At 57.8% G+C, this 16,152-nt stretch carries 19 protein-coding genes; 6 read left to right on the plus strand and 13 right to left on the minus strand.

The features are described from left to right. Positions 1 to 187: 187 nt before the first annotated feature. Together AC13DD_RS11705 and zapE are read right to left on the minus strand one after the other, a co-directional pair. Positions 188 to 1,372: a thiolase family protein gene (locus tag AC13DD_RS11705; protein WP_136630243.1), complete on the minus strand. Its 1,185-nt coding sequence runs from the start codon at positions 1,370 to 1,372 to the stop codon at positions 188 to 190. 84 nt (positions 1,373 to 1,456) lie between these two features. Further along, positions 1,457 to 2,554: a cell division protein ZapE gene (zapE, locus tag AC13DD_RS11710; protein WP_482931215.1), complete on the minus strand. Its 1,098-nt coding sequence runs from the start codon at positions 2,552 to 2,554 to the stop codon at positions 1,457 to 1,459. Between the two features lie 231 nt (positions 2,555 to 2,785). Here zapE and AC13DD_RS11715 point away from each other — a divergent pair, with 231 nt between their 5' ends. Next, positions 2,786 to 3,226 (plus strand): Z-ring associated ZapG family protein, encoded by a 441-nt coding sequence (locus AC13DD_RS11715; protein WP_008170195.1) that lies wholly within the window; start codon positions 2,786 to 2,788, stop codon positions 3,224 to 3,226. A gap of 308 nt (positions 3,227 to 3,534) precedes the next feature. Here AC13DD_RS11715 and AC13DD_RS11720 read toward each other — a convergent pair whose 3' ends face one another. The 11 genes from AC13DD_RS11720 to AC13DD_RS11770 form a co-directional block, all read right to left on the minus strand. Next, entirely contained in the window at positions 3,535 to 4,278 is a 744-nt protein-coding gene (locus tag AC13DD_RS11720; RefSeq protein WP_053112668.1) for a Nif3-like dinuclear metal center hexameric protein, read from the minus strand. A 166-nt stretch (positions 4,279 to 4,444) separates the two neighbouring features. Further along, positions 4,445 to 5,497, minus strand: a complete 1,053-nt coding sequence (hisC, locus tag AC13DD_RS11725; RefSeq protein ID WP_482931207.1) for a histidinol-phosphate transaminase — start codon at positions 5,495 to 5,497, stop codon at positions 4,445 to 4,447. A 243-nt stretch (positions 5,498 to 5,740) separates the two neighbouring features. Continuing rightward, positions 5,741 to 7,045: a histidinol dehydrogenase gene (hisD, locus tag AC13DD_RS11730; protein ID WP_482931208.1), complete on the minus strand. Its 1,305-nt coding sequence runs from the start codon at positions 7,043 to 7,045 to the stop codon at positions 5,741 to 5,743. A gap of 53 nt (positions 7,046 to 7,098) precedes the next feature. After that, positions 7,099 to 7,740 carry an ATP phosphoribosyltransferase gene (gene hisG / locus AC13DD_RS11735; protein WP_014577730.1) on the minus strand — a complete coding sequence of 214 codons (642 nt, stop codon included), beginning with the start codon at positions 7,738 to 7,740 and terminating at the stop codon, positions 7,099 to 7,101. A 40-nt stretch (positions 7,741 to 7,780) separates the two neighbouring features. Beyond that, positions 7,781 to 9,043 carry a UDP-N-acetylglucosamine 1-carboxyvinyltransferase gene (gene murA / locus AC13DD_RS11740; protein ID WP_053112671.1) on the minus strand — a complete coding sequence of 421 codons (1,263 nt, stop codon included), beginning with the start codon at positions 9,041 to 9,043 and terminating at the stop codon, positions 7,781 to 7,783. A gap of 28 nt (positions 9,044 to 9,071) precedes the next feature. Next, entirely contained in the window at positions 9,072 to 9,314 is a 243-nt protein-coding gene (locus AC13DD_RS11745) for a BolA family protein (protein ID WP_008170179.1), read from the minus strand. A 104-nt stretch (positions 9,315 to 9,418) separates the two neighbouring features. Continuing rightward, complete coding sequence (locus tag AC13DD_RS11750; protein ID WP_053112672.1) at positions 9,419 to 9,751, minus strand: STAS domain-containing protein; 333 nt, start codon at positions 9,749 to 9,751, stop codon at positions 9,419 to 9,421. Continuing rightward, positions 9,748 to 10,401 (minus strand): MlaC/ttg2D family ABC transporter substrate-binding protein, encoded by a 654-nt coding sequence (locus AC13DD_RS11755; protein WP_008170176.1) that lies wholly within the window; start codon positions 10,399 to 10,401, stop codon positions 9,748 to 9,750. The genes AC13DD_RS11750 and AC13DD_RS11755 overlap by 4 nt, the downstream gene beginning before the upstream one ends. Positions 10,402 to 10,433: 32 nt before the next feature. After that, positions 10,434 to 10,883: an outer membrane lipid asymmetry maintenance protein MlaD gene (gene mlaD / locus AC13DD_RS11760; protein ID WP_053112673.1), complete on the minus strand. Its 450-nt coding sequence runs from the start codon at positions 10,881 to 10,883 to the stop codon at positions 10,434 to 10,436. Between the two features lie 34 nt (positions 10,884 to 10,917). Continuing rightward, complete coding sequence (mlaE, locus tag AC13DD_RS11765) at positions 10,918 to 11,700, minus strand: lipid asymmetry maintenance ABC transporter permease subunit MlaE (RefSeq protein WP_053112674.1); 783 nt, start codon at positions 11,698 to 11,700, stop codon at positions 10,918 to 10,920. Further along, complete coding sequence (locus tag AC13DD_RS11770; protein WP_053112675.1) at positions 11,697 to 12,509, minus strand: ATP-binding cassette domain-containing protein; 813 nt, start codon at positions 12,507 to 12,509, stop codon at positions 11,697 to 11,699. Before AC13DD_RS11770 ends, mlaE begins: the two co-directional genes overlap by 4 nt. Before the next feature lie 188 nt (positions 12,510 to 12,697). Here AC13DD_RS11770 and AC13DD_RS11775 point away from each other — a divergent pair, with 188 nt between their 5' ends. Genes AC13DD_RS11775 through lptB form a run of 5 tightly spaced genes read left to right on the plus strand, consistent with a single transcriptional unit; the run spans position 12,698 to position 16,071 of the window. After that, the gene (locus tag AC13DD_RS11775) at positions 12,698 to 13,678 is read left to right on the plus strand and encodes a KpsF/GutQ family sugar-phosphate isomerase (protein WP_482931209.1); all 981 of its coding nucleotides are present in this window, start codon (positions 12,698 to 12,700) and stop codon (positions 13,676 to 13,678) included. 22 nt (positions 13,679 to 13,700) lie between these two features. Further along, positions 13,701 to 14,249 (plus strand): KdsC family phosphatase, encoded by a 549-nt coding sequence (locus AC13DD_RS11780; RefSeq protein ID WP_008170166.1) that lies wholly within the window; start codon positions 13,701 to 13,703, stop codon positions 14,247 to 14,249. Continuing rightward, positions 14,246 to 14,830 (plus strand): LPS export ABC transporter periplasmic protein LptC, encoded by a 585-nt coding sequence (gene lptC / locus AC13DD_RS11785; protein WP_008170163.1) that lies wholly within the window; start codon positions 14,246 to 14,248, stop codon positions 14,828 to 14,830. Before AC13DD_RS11780 ends, lptC begins: the two co-directional genes overlap by 4 nt. Continuing rightward, positions 14,814 to 15,368: a lipopolysaccharide transport periplasmic protein LptA gene (gene lptA / locus AC13DD_RS11790; RefSeq protein ID WP_008170160.1), complete on the plus strand. Its 555-nt coding sequence runs from the start codon at positions 14,814 to 14,816 to the stop codon at positions 15,366 to 15,368. Before lptC ends, lptA begins: the two co-directional genes overlap by 17 nt. Next, positions 15,346 to 16,071, plus strand: coding sequence for an LPS export ABC transporter ATP-binding protein (lptB, locus tag AC13DD_RS11795; protein WP_014577739.1), 726 nt, complete (start codon positions 15,346 to 15,348; stop codon positions 16,069 to 16,071). Before lptA ends, lptB begins: the two co-directional genes overlap by 23 nt. Positions 16,072 to 16,152 lie beyond the last annotated feature (81 nt).

Raw genomic sequence — 16,152 nt, forward strand, 5'->3', positions numbered from 1 at the left:
AGCTTCGGCACCAGTGCCTCGAAAAGCCTTCTCGTATTGTCAGGGGCAAGGGGCGGTCGTCTTTCTGAAACTGTCGGCAGCATGGATGCTGCCGTCAAGCCTACAGGGACGTATTTACGGCGTGTTTCAGAAAGACGACCGCCCCTTGTCCAACAACCGAAGCAAAAGAGCTATACAGGATTCCTGCTTAAAGCATCTCAATAGCCATGGCCGTAGCCTCGCCGCCACCAATGCAAAGAGCTGCAATGCCCTTCTTTTTGCCGTAACGCTGAAGAGCATACATGAGGGTGACCAGCAGGCGGGATCCGGTGGAGCCGACCGGGTGGCCCTGTGCGCATGCGCCGCCGTGGATGTTAACTTTCTCGGGGTCCAGGCCTAGTTCGCGGATGGGCATCATGGCGACCATGGCGAAGGCTTCGTTGATCTCGAAGAGGTCGACGTCGTCTTTGCTCCAACCGGTTTTGCCGAATAGGGTTTCGATAGCGCCAACCGGCGCGCAGGTAAACTCGGCAGGATGCTGGGACTGGGTGCTGTGACCGACGATTCGCGCCAGGGGTTTGAGGCCGCGTTTTTCAGCCTCGGACTCGCGCATCAGGAGCAACGCAGACGCGCCATCTGAGATCGAAGAGGCATTCGCCGCTGTGACGGTACCATCTTTGGCGAATGCCGGGCGGAGGCTCGGGATCTTGTCGATGTTGGCGTTGTGGGGTTGCTCGTCGTCCTCGACAATCACTTCGCCTTTTCGGCTTTTCACGGTTACCGGAATGATCTCGTCTTTCAGCAGACCTTCCTCAATGGCTTTTTTGGCCCGAGTGAGGGAGGTGATGGCGTATTCATCCATTTCTTCCCGGGTGTAGCCTTTCTTGTCCGCCATTTCCTGGGCAAAGGCGCCCATCAGGCGACCAGTTTCGGCGTCTTCGAGGCCGTCCAGGAACATATGATCCTGGGGTGCCTGACCCGGGCCCATGCGGTAGCCGCTGCGAACGCCCTGCAGGATGTAGGGAGCGTTCGACATGCTTTCCATACCACCGGCAACCATGATGTCGTTGCTGCCGGCTTTGATCAGATCGTGGGCGAACATGGCGGCTTTCATGCCGGAGCCGCAGAGTTTGTTGATGGTGGTGGCGCCGGTGTGATCCGGGAGCCCCGCCTTGCGCATAGCCTGGCGGGCCGGGCCCTGTTTTAGGCCGGCAGGCAGGACGTTGCCCATGATGACTTCCTGCACATCCGCAGGCTTCAGACCGGCGCGTTTTACGGCCTCGGCGATGGTGATCGCTCCAAGATCGGTTGCGCTGACACTGGCCAGGCTACCCTGGAATCCACCCATGGGGGTACGAACCCCGCTTACGATAACGACGTTGTCTGTGCTCATTTCTGAATCTCTCTGTTGGTTGTCTGGCAGGTTCTTGTCGGATTGCGCTGTGCTGATCCGACCTACGCAGGGCTGTTTTCTTTTTTATGGTTTGTGCGGTGCTTCGAGGTATTCCCGGGACTGCATTTCCAGCAGTCGAGATTCGGTGCGCTCGAATTCGAAGCCGAGGCGGCCGCCGGTGTAAAGCTCTTTGATAGGTGCCGCCGCCGAGATGATGACTTTAACGTTGCGGTCGTAAAATTCGTCAATCATGTTAATGAACCGGCGCGCCTGATCGTCTTTTTCTTTGCCCAGAACGGGCACGTTGCTGACGATGATGGCGTGGAACTGCCTGGCCATCTCGATGTAATCGTTCTGGCTTCGTGGGCCGTCGCAGACGTCTTTGAAATCGAACCAGACTACGTCGTCTGCGTGCGCCTGGGCGGGAATTTTACGGCCGTTGATTTCCATGGATTTGCTGTGTTTACCGGCCTCAACCGCCAAAGCATCGAAACTTTTTCGCAGGCTGACATCTGCATCTTCATCAAGAGGCGAGTGGAACAGTTCCGCCTGCTCGAGAGTCCGCAACCGGTAGTCTACTCCGCCATCAACGTTGACCACATCGGTGTGCTTTTTGACGAGTTCAATAGCGGGCAGGAACCGGGCGCGCTGGAGACCATCCTTGTAGAGACCATCCGGGACGATGTTGGAGGTACACACCAGGGTGACGCCGCGACTGAATAAACCATCCATGAGAGTGGCGAGGATCATGGCGTCGCCAATGTCGGACACGAAAAACTCGTCGAAACAGATAACCCGAGTTTCATCCGCAAACTTCCTGGACACCAGTTCCAAAGGGTTTTTCTCGCCCTTGAGCGATTTGAGTTCGCTGTGGACACGCTGCATGAAACGGTGGAAGTGAACCCGCATCTTGCGATCAAAAGGCAGCGACTCGTAAAAAGTGTCCATGAGGTAGGTTTTGCCGCGGCCTACCCCACCCCAGAAATACAGGCCCTTGACCGGCTCTTCCTTGCCTTTTTTGAGCTTGCGGAAAAGTTTGGCCTTGGGCTTGCTGCGATCCCTTTCGGCTTCCACCAGTTTGTCGTACAGTGACTGAAGGCGCTTGACCGCATCTTCCTGGGCCGAGTCCTTCTGGAAATCCGGGCGTTCAAGATCCTTCTGGTAACGTTGCCAAGGGGTCATGGTCGCACTGGTTTCGGAGGACATCGCAGCTGTCATCAAGGTATTCCCGGAAGTTGATCGTAAATTTGGGCGCCATATTGTCTCGCATTTGGCGATTTTTCGCCACGTTGGCCGCCTCGGCAGCAATACGACGATTGGCGCAGGCCACAATCATGGGATGATGGAGCCTGGGGCGTTATACTCGTCGAACAGGGGCTTGGCTCACTTCTAGGTAAAAGGACGACACAGCATATGACAAACCTGATTCTGGCAGCGATTGCCGCATTGGTTGTTGGCATTGTCATCGGGGTATTTGTTGGCCGTTCCGGGCAGGGAACGTCGCTTCGGCAGCGCCGGGCGGAACAGCAGATTGAGGAACTGAGAAGCGAATATACCCGCTACCAGGCCCAGGTGAACGAGCATTTCATGGAGTCGGCCCATTTGCTGCGCCGCTTCAACGATGCCTACCGCGACGTGAACCAGCATATGGCACGCGGCGCCAACCGTCTTTGCAATGACGAAGACTGGATGGAGGAGTTGGCGCAGGAGACTTCCAAGAAGCGCCTGGAAGAGGTTCGCGAGGACGCTTCCGAGCCGCCGCGGGATTATGCGCCCAAGACAGATCCTAAGGATTCCGGCACGCTTGCTGAGGACTTTGGGCTCAAGAAGGGTGATAAGGCTCAGCAGGCCTGATTCGTTCAAGGCCTGACCTTAATTCGGCGGTCGGGCCATTGTAAGACTTCTAATTTCAGTGAGTGGGCGGGTCGGACACCCCTGTCCGGGAACCGCTACGAGCACCCGCACGCGGGTCCGGCCAGCAATCACAGATTGCTGGCGTTCGGCTGTCGCATGAAGCTTCGCTTCATAAACGCTCGGCCTCACCCATCTGCGCTTGACGTCGGCCATCCTTGGCCGCCGACATTCTCGGAAAGGGGTGACTACCCCGCTCCGTCGACTCTGTGCAATTCGCACTAAGCCTTCATCTAACCATCTATTCCTGATTAGACAGGGTTGTCGCAATCAATAAACTTGTGACTCACCCCAAATTCCTCGGCTAACGCTTTCCCGAGCGCTTGCACACCATAACGCTCAGTCGCGTGATGACCAGCCGCATAGTAGTGGATACCACACTCCCTTGCCGTGTGCGTCGTCGGCTCGGAGATTTCACCGCTGATATAGGCATCGAGCCCCGCATCCAGAGCAATGTTAATAAACCCCTGTGCAGCACCGGTACACCACCCTACCCGCTTGATCGCAGTCGGACCTTCGCCCACCCAGAGCGGTTCACGGTGAAGCTGTCTGGCAATGTGAAGACCGAACTTCTCGGGAGACATTGCTTCTTCCAGCTCGCCTTCCCACACCAAACCACCTAACGGGCGCGGGTTCTTGATGTTGAGAATGTTCGCAAGCTGACGATTGTTGCCGTATTCGGGATGGTCATCCAGCGGGAGGTGGTAGGCGACAAGATTGATATCGTTGTCCAGGAGTTGCTTCAAACGTTCTCGTTTCATCCCCTGAATGCGCTGATCCTCGCCTTTCCAGAAGTAACCGTGGTGGACCAGGATCATATCGGCGTTTGCTTCGATCGCAGCTTCGATCAGAGCCTTTGAGGCCGTTACGCCAGAGATGACGGTTTTAATTTCAGGCGTGCCTTCAACTTGCAGGCCATTGGGACAGTAATCCTGGAAATTATCGGGTTGGAGCCATTCGTTGATTTTCTCAAGGATGTCGCTTCGATTTGCCATAAAAACTCCACTCCGGACTATTTCAGAGAAGCTCGAGGAGTGAGGCAGACGCCCCTTCCCGGGAATGTCGGCGGCCAAGGATGGCCGACGCCAAGCGCACATGGATGTGCTCGTAGCGGTTCCCGGGAAGGGGCGTCTGCCTCACTCTACCCGCCAACTTAGCAGGCTAGAGGGACCGGAGCCCCTCAATCAAAGCATCATTCTGCTCAACAGTGCCAATAGTGATTCGCAGAAATTCGCTAATTCGGGGCTTATTGAAGTGCCGAACGATAATGCCTTGATCTCTCAGGCTCTTGGCCAAAACCTCACCCGGCTGATCCTTATGACGGGCAAAGATAAAGTTTGCTTTTGAGGGTAACACCTCAAAACCCAACTCCTCGAGGGCGGCAGTTACACGCTCGCGCTCGGAGATCACGCCATCGCAGCACTTCCGGAACCAGGCTTCATCCTCGTAGGCCGCCTTCGCACCGGCCAGGGCCAGGCGGTCGAGCGGGTAACTGTTGAAGCTATTCTTGACCCGGTTCAGGGCCTCGATCAGGTCCGGATGACCGACAGCGAAGCCTACGCGCAACCCCGCCAGCGAGCGGGCCTTGGAGAGCGTTTGGGAGACCAGCAGGTTCGGGTATTTGTCGACCAGGGTGATTGCCGACTCGCCGCCGAAATCAATGTAGGCCTCATCCACCACCACGACGCGGTCGGGGTTGGCCGCCAGGATCTCTTCAACATGCTGCAGCTCGAGATACCGACCGGTTGGCGCGTTCGGATTCGGGAAAATCACGCCGCCGTTGGGTTGTTTGAAGTCCTCCGGGTTGATTTCAAAGCTTTCTGTCAGCGGGACTTTTTGGCTCTCGATGTTATAGAGGCCACAGTAAACCGGATAGAAGCTGTAGGTGATGTCCGGAAACAGGATCGGTTCGCCGTGCTGAAACAGACCGAAGAAGATGTGTGCGAGGACTTCATCGGAGCCGTTGCCGAGGAAGATCTGTTCCGGCTTTATCTTGTGGTAAGCCGCAATGGTCTCGCGCAGGCTTTCGCCTTCCGGATCGGGATAGAGGCGCAAGCCGTCGTTCAGTTCGGCCTGGATGGCTTCGATGACTTTTGGTGAGGGGCCGAAGGGGTTTTCGTTGGTGTTCAGCTTCACCAGGTTGGCCATTTTTGGCTGTTCGCCTGGTACGTACGGAACCAGGTCGTTTACCAGGGGGCTCCAGAATTTGCTCATAGCTTTTGCACTCCGTTTGGTGCAGACGGGCGACGGGCAGCTCAATCTCCGAGAACCGCTACGAGCACCCGCAAGCGGGTCCGGCCAGCAATCTCAGATTGCTGTCGTGTGGCTATCGCATGAAGCTCCGCTTCATCATCGCTCTGCCACACCCATGTGCGCTTGGCGTCGGCCATCCATGGCCGCCGACATTCTCGGAGAGTGACCTCCCCGCCGCCCTGCATACATAGGGGGTGAAGTCTTTTAATCTTTAATACGATATTCCGCCGACCGGGCGTGTGCCGTTAAGCCCTCGCCACGGGCCAGAACCGAGGCCACACGTCCCATGCGGTCAGCACCGGCAGCGCTGAAGCCGATGATGGAGGATCGCTTCTGGAAGTCGTAAACGCCCAGCGGTGAAGAGAACCGTGCGGTGCCGCTGGTGGGCAGCACGTGGTTCGGGCCGGCGCAGTAGTCGCCCAGGGCTTCTGCGGTGTAGCGGCCCATGAAGATGGCGCCGGCGTGGCGAATGTCTTCGAGCATGGCCTCTGGGTCTTCAACCGACAGCTCCAGGTGTTCCGGGGCGATGCGGTTGGACACTTCGGCGGCTTGTTTCAGGTCGGTGACATGGATCAACGCGGCGCGGTCAGTCATGGAGGTGCGGATGATGTCGGCACGTTCCATGGTTGGAAGCAGGTTGTTGATACTGGCTTCGACAGCGTCGAGGAATTCAGCATCCGGGCTGATCAGGATGGACTGGGCCTGTTCGTCGTGTTCCGCCTGGGAGAAGAGATCCATGGCGATCCAGTCGGGATCGGTCTTTCCGTCACTGATCACGAGAATTTCCGAGGGCCCGGCAATCATGTCGATGCCGACGACGCCAAACACTTCACGCTTGGCGGTGGCAACAAAGATATTACCGGGGCCGACGATTTTATCGACGGCCGGAATGGTTTCTGTACCGTAGGCCAGCGCGCCAACAGCCTGGGCGCCCCCAACGGTGAATACGCGGTCAACGCCGGCAATCGCTGCCGAGGCCAACACCATGTCATTCACCACACCATCCGGCGTTGGAACGACCATCACCACTTCACTGACGCCGGCGACCTTTGCCGGAATAGCGTTCATGAGCACGGATGAAGGGTAAGCAGCCTTGCCGCCAGGCACATACAAGCCCGCCCGGTCCAGAGGCGTCACCTTCTGGCCAAGCACGGTTCCGTCTTCGTCCTCATACTGCCAGGACTTCTGGTTCTGGCGTTCGTGGTAGTCGCGAATTCGCTCAGCCGCTTTTTCAAGGGCAACCCGCTGGTCCTGGGGAATCGCTTCCAGAGCCTTCTGCAGTCGGCTCTGGTCCATTTCCAGCTCGGCGACGGACCCAACCTTCAGGCGATCGAATTTCTCGGTAAATTCCAGAACCGCCTGGTCACCCCGGGTTTTCACCTCATGCAGGATGTGGCGCACCGACTCGTTCACCTGATGATCAACGCTGTCGTCCCAGGCCAAAAGTTTGGCCAACGCATCATTAAAGTCACTTTGGGAAGCGTTCAATCGGGTGATCTTGGCGGTCATAACTCAAATCCTGTATGGGATTAACGACTAACTGACTCTGGCCGGCCCTGACATCAGGTCCGGCGTTTATCCACAGCTGCGGACATCTTTTCGATTATGGGGTTAATACGCTCGTGTTTCATCTTCATGGAGGCACGATTGACCACCAGCCGGCTGCTGATGTGTTCAATCAGTTCCCGGGCCTCGAGGCCGTTCGCCTTCAGCGTGTTGCCGGTGTCGACAATGTCGACGATCTCGTCGGCCAGCCCGAGAATCGGAGCCAGCTCCATGGCACCGTATAACTTGATGATGTCTGCCTGACGGCCCTGGGCCGAGTAATATCGGCGGGCCAGGTTTACAAATTTTGTTGCCACCTTGATACGACCGGATGGCGGAGTCTGATCTTTTGGGCCGGCGGTCATAAGGCGACACCGGGAAATGTTCAGATCCAGTGGCTCATACAGCCCTTCCCCACCATGCTCCATCAGCACGTCCTTGCCGGTCACACCAAGGTCCGCGCCGCCGTACTGAACATAAGTCGGCACGTCTGTGGCCCGGATAATCAGAACCCGAACATTGGGGTCCGTTGTCGGGAACACCAGTTTGCGCGACTTTTTGACGTCGTCGATCAGTTCGATTCCTGCTTCCGCCAACAGCGGCAGGGTTTCTTCCAGGATTCGTCCCTTCGACAAGGCGATGGTTATGGAATCTGTCATGGATTCTTCCGGTTTCCCGTAGTGTCTGGATAGATGTCTTTCACGCTGGCAGGCGGCGGATGGTGGCACCCAGCAACTGCAGTTTCTCTTCGATACACTCGTACCCGCGGTCTATGTGATAGATGCGATCTACGATGGTATCGCCGTCGGCCATGAGGCCGGCGATGACAAGGCTTGCCGAGGCCCTGAGGTCCGTGGCCATAACCGGCGCACCGGTTAGGTGATCCACGCCCTTGATGATCGCGGCATTGCCCTCAAGCGTGATATCCGCACCCATGCGGATCAGTTCCTGAAGGTGCATGAACCGGTTCTCGAACACGGTTTCCACAATGGTACCGGTGCCTTCGGCCACGGCGTTCATTGCAGCGAACTGGGCCTGCATGTCGGTCGGGAAGGCCGGATATGGCGCTGTACGCAGGCTAACCGCTTTCGGGCGGTTACCCTTCATGTCCAGTTCAATCCAGTCCGGGCCGGTGTTGATGTGGGCGCCGGCCTCTTGGAGCTTGAGGACAACAGCTTCCAGCAGGTCTTCCCGGGTATCCTTCAGTTTTACCCTACCGCCGGTTGCAGCCGCAGCGACGAGATAGGTACCGGTTTCAACACGGTCTGGCAGCACGTTGTAATGGCAACCGTGCAGGCGCTCAACACCGTTGATTTCGATGGTGGCGGTGCCGTGACCTTTGATGTCTGCGCCCATGGCGATCAGACACTCGGCGAGGTCAACAACCTCCGGCTCGCGGGCCGCGTTTTCCAGGATGGTTTTTCCGTCGGCCAGGGCAGCCGCCATCATAAGATTCTCGGTACCGGTTACGGTGACCGTATCCAGGAAAATGTGCGCGCCTTTCAGACGACCGTTGGTCTTGGCCTTGATGTAGCCATTCTCGACCTTGATGTCCGCGCCCATCATTTCCAGGCCATGGATGTGCAGGTTCACCGGGCGACTACCGATCGCACAACCGCCGGGCAGGGATACTTCTGCTTCGCCGAAGTGAGCGACCAGAGGACCCAGCACCAGAATGGAGGCCCGCATGGTTTTCACCAGCTCGTAAGGGGCATGGAAGTGTTTGATGGTGTTGGCGTGGATTTCCACGCTCATCTTCTCATCAATGATCACTTCAACACCCATGCGACCCAGAAGCTCGATCATGGTGGTTACGTCGTGCAGGTGCGGTAGATTGCCTACGGTTACCGGCTCATCCGCCAGCAGAGTTGCTGCGAGGATCGGCAGTGCGGCGTTCTTGGCACCGGAAATCCGGATTTCACCATCCAGAGGCTTGCGCCCTCTGATCAGAAGTTTATCCACAATAAATATCCTGTTTTGTCCGGACCGTTCAGCCCTGGCGCTCAGCCCATTCGGCCGGAGTAAATGCTTTTGGATGAAGGGCGTGAATCGAGCCATCCATGATCTGCTGGAACAGCGCCTTGTTGATCAACTGCTGGCGCTTGATAGTCGGCAGGCCTTCGAATACGTCACCCACCACGACGACCAGGTAATGGGTACCATCAACCTGTACCTGAACTTCACAGCCGGGCAACGCTTCTTTGACCAGCTCGGTGACTTGGGCGGCATCCATAGAAAATCCTCGGGTGTTTTGAAATCAGGGGCGAGATTGTAACCAATTCCGGCGCTCGGGTCAGCTTTAGCGTCCGGTCAACAAAGGGAGCTAAACCGGAATAATCAGTGGGCGGGATGGACGGCTTCCGGGCCAAACCCCTCAAGCTGATCATCAAGATTGCTCAGGGCTGCCAGCGAGGCCAGACGGCCGCTGACGCCACGAAACGAAAGGGCAACGCCCGCCTGATGCGCCAGGCGCTGCCAGCAGAACAGCATTGAGAGAACAGCACTGTGGGCCGTCACCAGTCCATCGAGATCGACGACAAGATCGGCAGAAGCCAAACGGATCAGCTTCTCACCCTGCTTTCTCAAGCCGACCACGGTGTCTGTGTTCACTTCACCGGTAACGACGAGCACGCCGTCCAGGAGCTGAACCACAGGCGAGCCGCTGGTCATGATTGGTTGACTTCCTGATCGAGGTTCAGACTTTCAACAGCGTCGCTCCACCCATCAATCACCGCCTGGATCTGGCCGCGGTTTTCTTCCATCTCCTGGCCGAATCGATCCCGGAAAGCCAGGCCTATGTTGACGCCCTCAACAATGACATTTTCCATCAGCCACTTGCCTTCCGCCGTCTTGTACATTGAATAGGTCACCGGGTAGCGATTACCGGAGGCACTGATCACTTCCATCTGCACAGAGGCTCGATCGTCACTCTGGGGGTTGATGGTCGCCTCCTTGACCTGGATCTCGAAATTCTCGGCATTAACCAGCGCCTGGGCGTAGCTGTCAAACAGACTGCGCTTGAACTTGGCCACGAACTCGTCTCGTTGCTCAGGCGTCGTTTGGCGTGCGTAACGGCCCATCACCCTGGCAGCGATGCGGCGGAAGTCGACAAAATCGGTCAGAGCCTCATCCATGCTTTTATAAAAAGCCTCTGGATCCCGCTCGTAGAGTCCGCGCTCCTCGTTCAGCTTGTCCACGAGCCGCTGGGTGTTGGCATCCACATACTTGCGAAGCTCCTCCGCTTCACTCGCCTGGGTCGGCGCGACCAGAGCCAGGGCCATGAAGAGGCCGATCAGAATGTGGTGTCTCAGTGCAAACATCAGGATCTCCTGTTTGATCTTTCCGGCCCGAATCAACGGCCCGATGCAAAGTTGCTGATCAGCCGTTCCAGGTTCATGGCCGACTGTGTCGAATAGAAGGTATCGCCCTCTTTCAGCGAATCCATCTCGGCGCCAATCGATATATCAATGTACTGCTCGCCGAGCAGGCCGGATGTACGTATAACTGCGGAACTGTCCGACGGGATATTGTCCACATCCGAATGAATCGACATCTCGACCCGAGCCTGGAAGGTTTCCGTGTTCAGGCTGATGGATTCGATGGTGCCAACCGTTACCCCGGCCATCGAGACCCGACCGCGGGGCGTGAGCCCGCCCGTATCGTTGAAATTGGCGTAAATGGTATAGGTGCTCTCGGCCGATTTCGGCGACAGCCCGCTCACCTGAAGCGCCAGGACCAGCAAAGCTGCACAGCCTGCGATCATGAACAGGCCAACGATGATTTCAGTGGTTCTCTGCGCCATTTCAGGCTCCGGTATTATCTCGTTAATCGTTGATTCAGAAATCGCCAAACATGACAGCGGTCAGCACGAAATCCAGCCCCAGCACCGCCAGCGATGAGTACACCACGGTCTTGGTGGTCGCCGAGCTGATCCCTGCCGATGTCGGCACACAGTCATACCCCTGGTAGACCGCAATCCAGGCGCAGACAAAGCCGAAAACAACGCTCTTGATGACACCGTTCAGGACATCATCAACAAAATCCACCGACGACTGCATATTGCCCCAGAAGGAGCCTTCGAACACGCCCAGCCAGTCTACACCCACCAGCATACCGCCCCAGATGCCGACCACCGAGAAAATGACCGCCAGTACCGGCATGGCGATAAACCCGGCCCAGAGGCGGGGCGCAATGACGCGCCGAAGCGGGTCCACACCCATCATTTCCATGCTAGACAGCTGCTCGGTGGCTTTCATCAGGCCTATTTCCGCTGTCAGCGCCGAACCGGCCCGGCCCGCGAAGAGCAACGCGGTTACCACCGGCCCGAGTTCGCGCACCAGGGTCAGGGCAATCATCTGGCCGATAGCGGCCTCGGAACCGTAATCACTCAGAATTGTATACCCCTGCAGCCCCAGCACCATGCCAATAAACAGGCCAGAAACCACGATAATGGCCAGGGACAGAACGCCAACGGCGTACAGCTGCTTCACCAGAAGGGGGAAACCGGTCGCCGGCCTGGGCACACCGCCCAGAACGCCTGCAAGGAAACGGCCTGAACGGCCGAATGACGAGACGATATCAAGACCGAGCCGCCCGAATGCCGCAATTCTGCCAATCAAGACACACCCCCGGACAACCCAAAGTCCTGGGCGGCGCCCTCGGCCGGATAGTGAAACGGCACCGGGCCATCCGGCTGCCCCTGGAGAAACTGCTGGACCTTCCCGGAAGGATGCGCCCGGAGCTCTTCAGGCGTGCCCTCCCCGATCACCTTGCCGTCCGAGATGATGCAGGCGTAATGGCAAATGCTCAGGGATTCGGGCACATCGTGGGAAACCAGAACGCTGGTCAGCCCCATGGAGCTGTTCAGATCGCGGATCAGCTTTACCAGAACGCCCATGGCAATCGGGTCCTGGCCGGCGAACGGCTCGTCGTACATGATCAGCTCGGGATCCAGGGCAATACTTCGGGCAAGAGCAACCCGGCGGGTCATACCTCCGGACAGTTCCGACGGCATCAGTTGGCGTGCGCCTCGCAATCCGACGGCTTCAAGCTTCATTAGCACGACATCACGAATCATGTCTTCCGGCAGCTTTGTGTGCACCCGCAACGGGAAGGCCACGTTCTCGAACACGCTCAGATCGGTGAACAGCGCCCCACTCTGGAACAGCATGCCCATCTTTTCCCGAAGGCTGTAGAGGGCTTTGCGCTTGAGCTTCGGCACTTCATGGCCGTCCACCACAACACTGCCCGAATCCGGCCTGAGCTGGCCGCCAATAAGGCGAAGCAGCGTGGTTTTCCCGGTTCCGCTGGGCCCCATGATGGCGGTGATTTTTCCGCGGGGGATGTCCAGGCTGACACCGTCGAAGATACGGCGCCCTGAGCGGGAGAACACGACGTCCTTGAGCGATATGTAAGCCGGTGAATTCATAGTCCTTACCTTTCAAAGAGGGGCTACATTATGCCAAGGAGCGCGCAAGCTCAATCCAAAGTGCCCAAAATGTACTGATAGCAATGATCAGTTTGACTGAACTTTCGGTAACCGGGCATCGTTGCCGGGTGAAAATGGTATACTCTGCCCAACATTTACAACGTCCCGACAGCCAGGCCCAAAGCCCGATGACCGAACAGACTCCCAGCGATTTCCGATCTTCTGCCATCCGCGCCATCCGCATTGAGCGCGACGCCATTGATGCCCTTGAAGGCCGAATCGACGACCAGTTCACGCGGGCCTGCGAAGTTATCATGAACTGCAAGGGCCGCGTGGTTGTGACCGGCATGGGAAAATCCGGCCACATTGGCAACAAAATTGCCGCCACCCTGGCCAGCACTGGAACGCCATCGTTTTTCGTGCACCCGGGCGAGGCAAGCCACGGTGACATGGGTATGATCACCTCCCAGGATGTGGTCATCGCCATTTCCAACAGCGGCAACACCAGCGAGGTGGTCACCATTATGCCGTTGATCAAACGCATGGGCGCTCCGCTGATCAGCATGACCGGCAATGCCAGCTCCACACTGGCCCGGGAAGCCGTCGCCAATCTGGACGTCAGCGTTATGGTGGAAGCCTGCCCACTGGGTTTGGCGCCCACCTCCTCCACAACGGCCACCCTGGTGATGGGCGATGCCCTCGCCGTTGCACTCCTTGAGGCCCGGGGCTTCAGTGCCGAGGATTTCGCTATCTCTCACCCCGGCGGCAGCCTCGGGCGTCGGCTGCTGCTCAGGGTCTCCGACATCATGCACAGCGGTGATCAGATTCCAGTCGTCAACGAGGATACCCCCTTGAGCGGTGCTCTTCTTGAGATGTCCCGAAAGGGTCTCGGTATGACCACCGTCGTCAATGATAAAGGCACTCTTACCGGAATATTTACGGACGGTGACCTTCGACGGACTCTGGATCGATCGGTGGACATTCACAATACGCCCATCAACGAGGTCATGACCCGGCATGGTAAAACGATCCAGGCCGATCATCTGGCGGCGGAAGCGCTGAACATAATGGAGGAGATGAAGATCAACGCCCTCCCCGTTACCGACGACCAGGGTGGTCTGATTGGCGCCATCAATATGCACGACCTGCTGCGTGCCGGCGTTATCTAGGGGCTATGAGGAGCTGTTTGATATGAAGCACCAATGGCCGGATTCGCTGTTGGCAAAGGCCGTAAAGATCCGCCTGATCGCACTGGATGTCGACGGCATCATGAGCGACGGTAAACTTTATTTCAGCGCCACTGGTGATGAGCTCAAGGCTTTTAACATTCTGGATGGCCTGGGTTTGAAACAACTGATGGCAGCCGGGATTACCGTGGCCGTGATCACCGGACGAAAGTCCCCCCTGACCGAGAAGCGCATGCGGGATCTTGGCATTCCCCACCTGATGCAGGGGCGAGAGGACAAGAAGGTAGCCCTTCAGGAACTGGTCAGCACCATGGATATCAGCCCCGAGGCCATCGCATACATGGGGGACGATCTGCCAGATCTCCCGGCACTGAGGTTCGCCGGACTGGGCATCACCGTGCCCAACGGTTACTGGCTGGTGCAGCAGCATGCCGACTACTGCACCATTGCCCGGGGCGGCGAAGGGGCGGTCCGCGAAGCCTGCGACTTGCTGCTGACGGCCCATGGCAGGCTTGACGCAGCACTTGCCCCCTATCTGGAGCCCGAGGCATGAACTGGCTGCTGGACAGACCCTGGCTGCGAGCACTGGCACTGGCTGCTACCGTGGTGGCAGCCGTATTCCTGCTCTGGCGCAGCGATGAACCCCCTGTGATTGATGACGAGGCAGCGGCCCTACGGGGAGACGCCGAACCAGACGGTTTCGTGGTGAATGGTCAGTACACCTCCTTCGATGAAGCGGGCAATCTCAAGATCCGGTTTTCCAGCCCCCGAATTGAGCAGTTCGAGGAAGGCAACCTGGCCACCATGGAATCTCCCCGGGCCGAGCTGTACGGGGACCAGGAGGCCCTGCCGTGGATTGTCGAGGCCGACAATGGCAGCTTGCTGCAAAACCAGAATCTGGTGTACCTGACGGACAATGTCCGGGTTCAGCGCACGATTGGCGAACGGGACGCCGTCCTGACAACATCAAGCCTGACCCTGGATAACGACCGGGGCATGGTATATACAGACGCGCCCGTAGAAATACGTGATGTTACCGGCATAACCCGGGCCACGGGCATGAAAGCGTGGATAGACGAACGAATTCTGGAACTGAACTCCCAGGTGGAAGGACTCTATGAAACCGGAAACTAACCGATACCGGCGCCTGATGGCTGCCCTGCTAACGGTCGTGATGATCGGCCCGGCGGCTGCATTTGACCTTGATTCTGACACTCCTATCAAGGTCACCGCAGATACCGCCCGCCTGGATGACGGCCAGGGCATTGCCACCTACACCGGCGCTGTGGAACTTGAGCAGGGCAATACCCGCCTGACTGCCGAGCGGGTCGTCCTGTACCGGACCGAGGACGGCCTGAGCCGGATCGAAGCCTCTGGTACGCCCGCTATATACCGTCAACCGGCGCGCGAGGGGGAAGGCGAAACCGATGCCCGTGCCCTGAACATTACCTGGTCTGCCACCGACAGCCAGCTGACCTTTGAACGGGAAGCAGTCATCGAGCAGAATGGCAACCTGTTCCGGGGTGATGTCATTCATTATGATACCGTCGGCCGGGTTGTCACCGCTGAGGGCGGCGCAGACACCGGCGAGGGCAGCGGCCGGGTAGAGATGGTGATTCAGCCACGCAGTACAGACAGACAGGGATCCGATGGCAGTTCTGAGAGCCAGTAACCTGGCAAAGAGTTACAAACAGAAAAAAGTGGTGATCGACGTTTCCCTGGAAATCCGCAGTGGGGAAATTGTCGGGCTGCTTGGTCCCAACGGTGCCGGGAAAACCACCTGCTTCTATATGATCGTTGGGCTGGTTCCTGCCGATCACGGGCGGATAACGATCGACAGCCGGGATATCACCCCCCTGCCCATGCATGGTCGGGCCCGCCAGGGCATCGGCTACCTGCCACAGGAAGCCTCGGTTTTCCGCAAACTGTCTGTGCGCGACAACATCATGGCGATCCTCGAGACGCGGCAGGGCCTGAGCAAGGCAGACCGGCAGAAAAAGCTCGAGGAGCTGCTGGAGGAATTCCACATCACCCATATCCGGGACAGCGTTGGTATGGCCCTGTCCGGTGGTGAGCGGCGACGGGTGGAAATTGCCCGGGCCCTGGCCATGGAGCCGGCTTTCATCCTGCTGGATGAGCCCTTCGCCGGCGTTGACCCTATATCCGTCAGCGACATCAAACACATCATCCGGCACCTTCGGGACAAAGGCATTGGCGTTTTGATCACCGACCACAACGTGCGTGAGACCCTGGACATCTGCGAGAATGCCTACATTGTTTCCGGCGGCCACATCATCGCCTCCGGCAATGCCGACGCCATCCTGGCCAACCAGCAGGTCAAGGAAGTCTATCTCGGCGACGAATTCAGACTCTGACACCCAATGGCTGATTGTTTTGATGATCTGTAGCAAGTAAACTCGGCAAAGAACTTGCTAGGGTAAATTAAAATCACGGCA

This window comes from Marinobacter sp. L-13 (assembly GCF_056857715.1).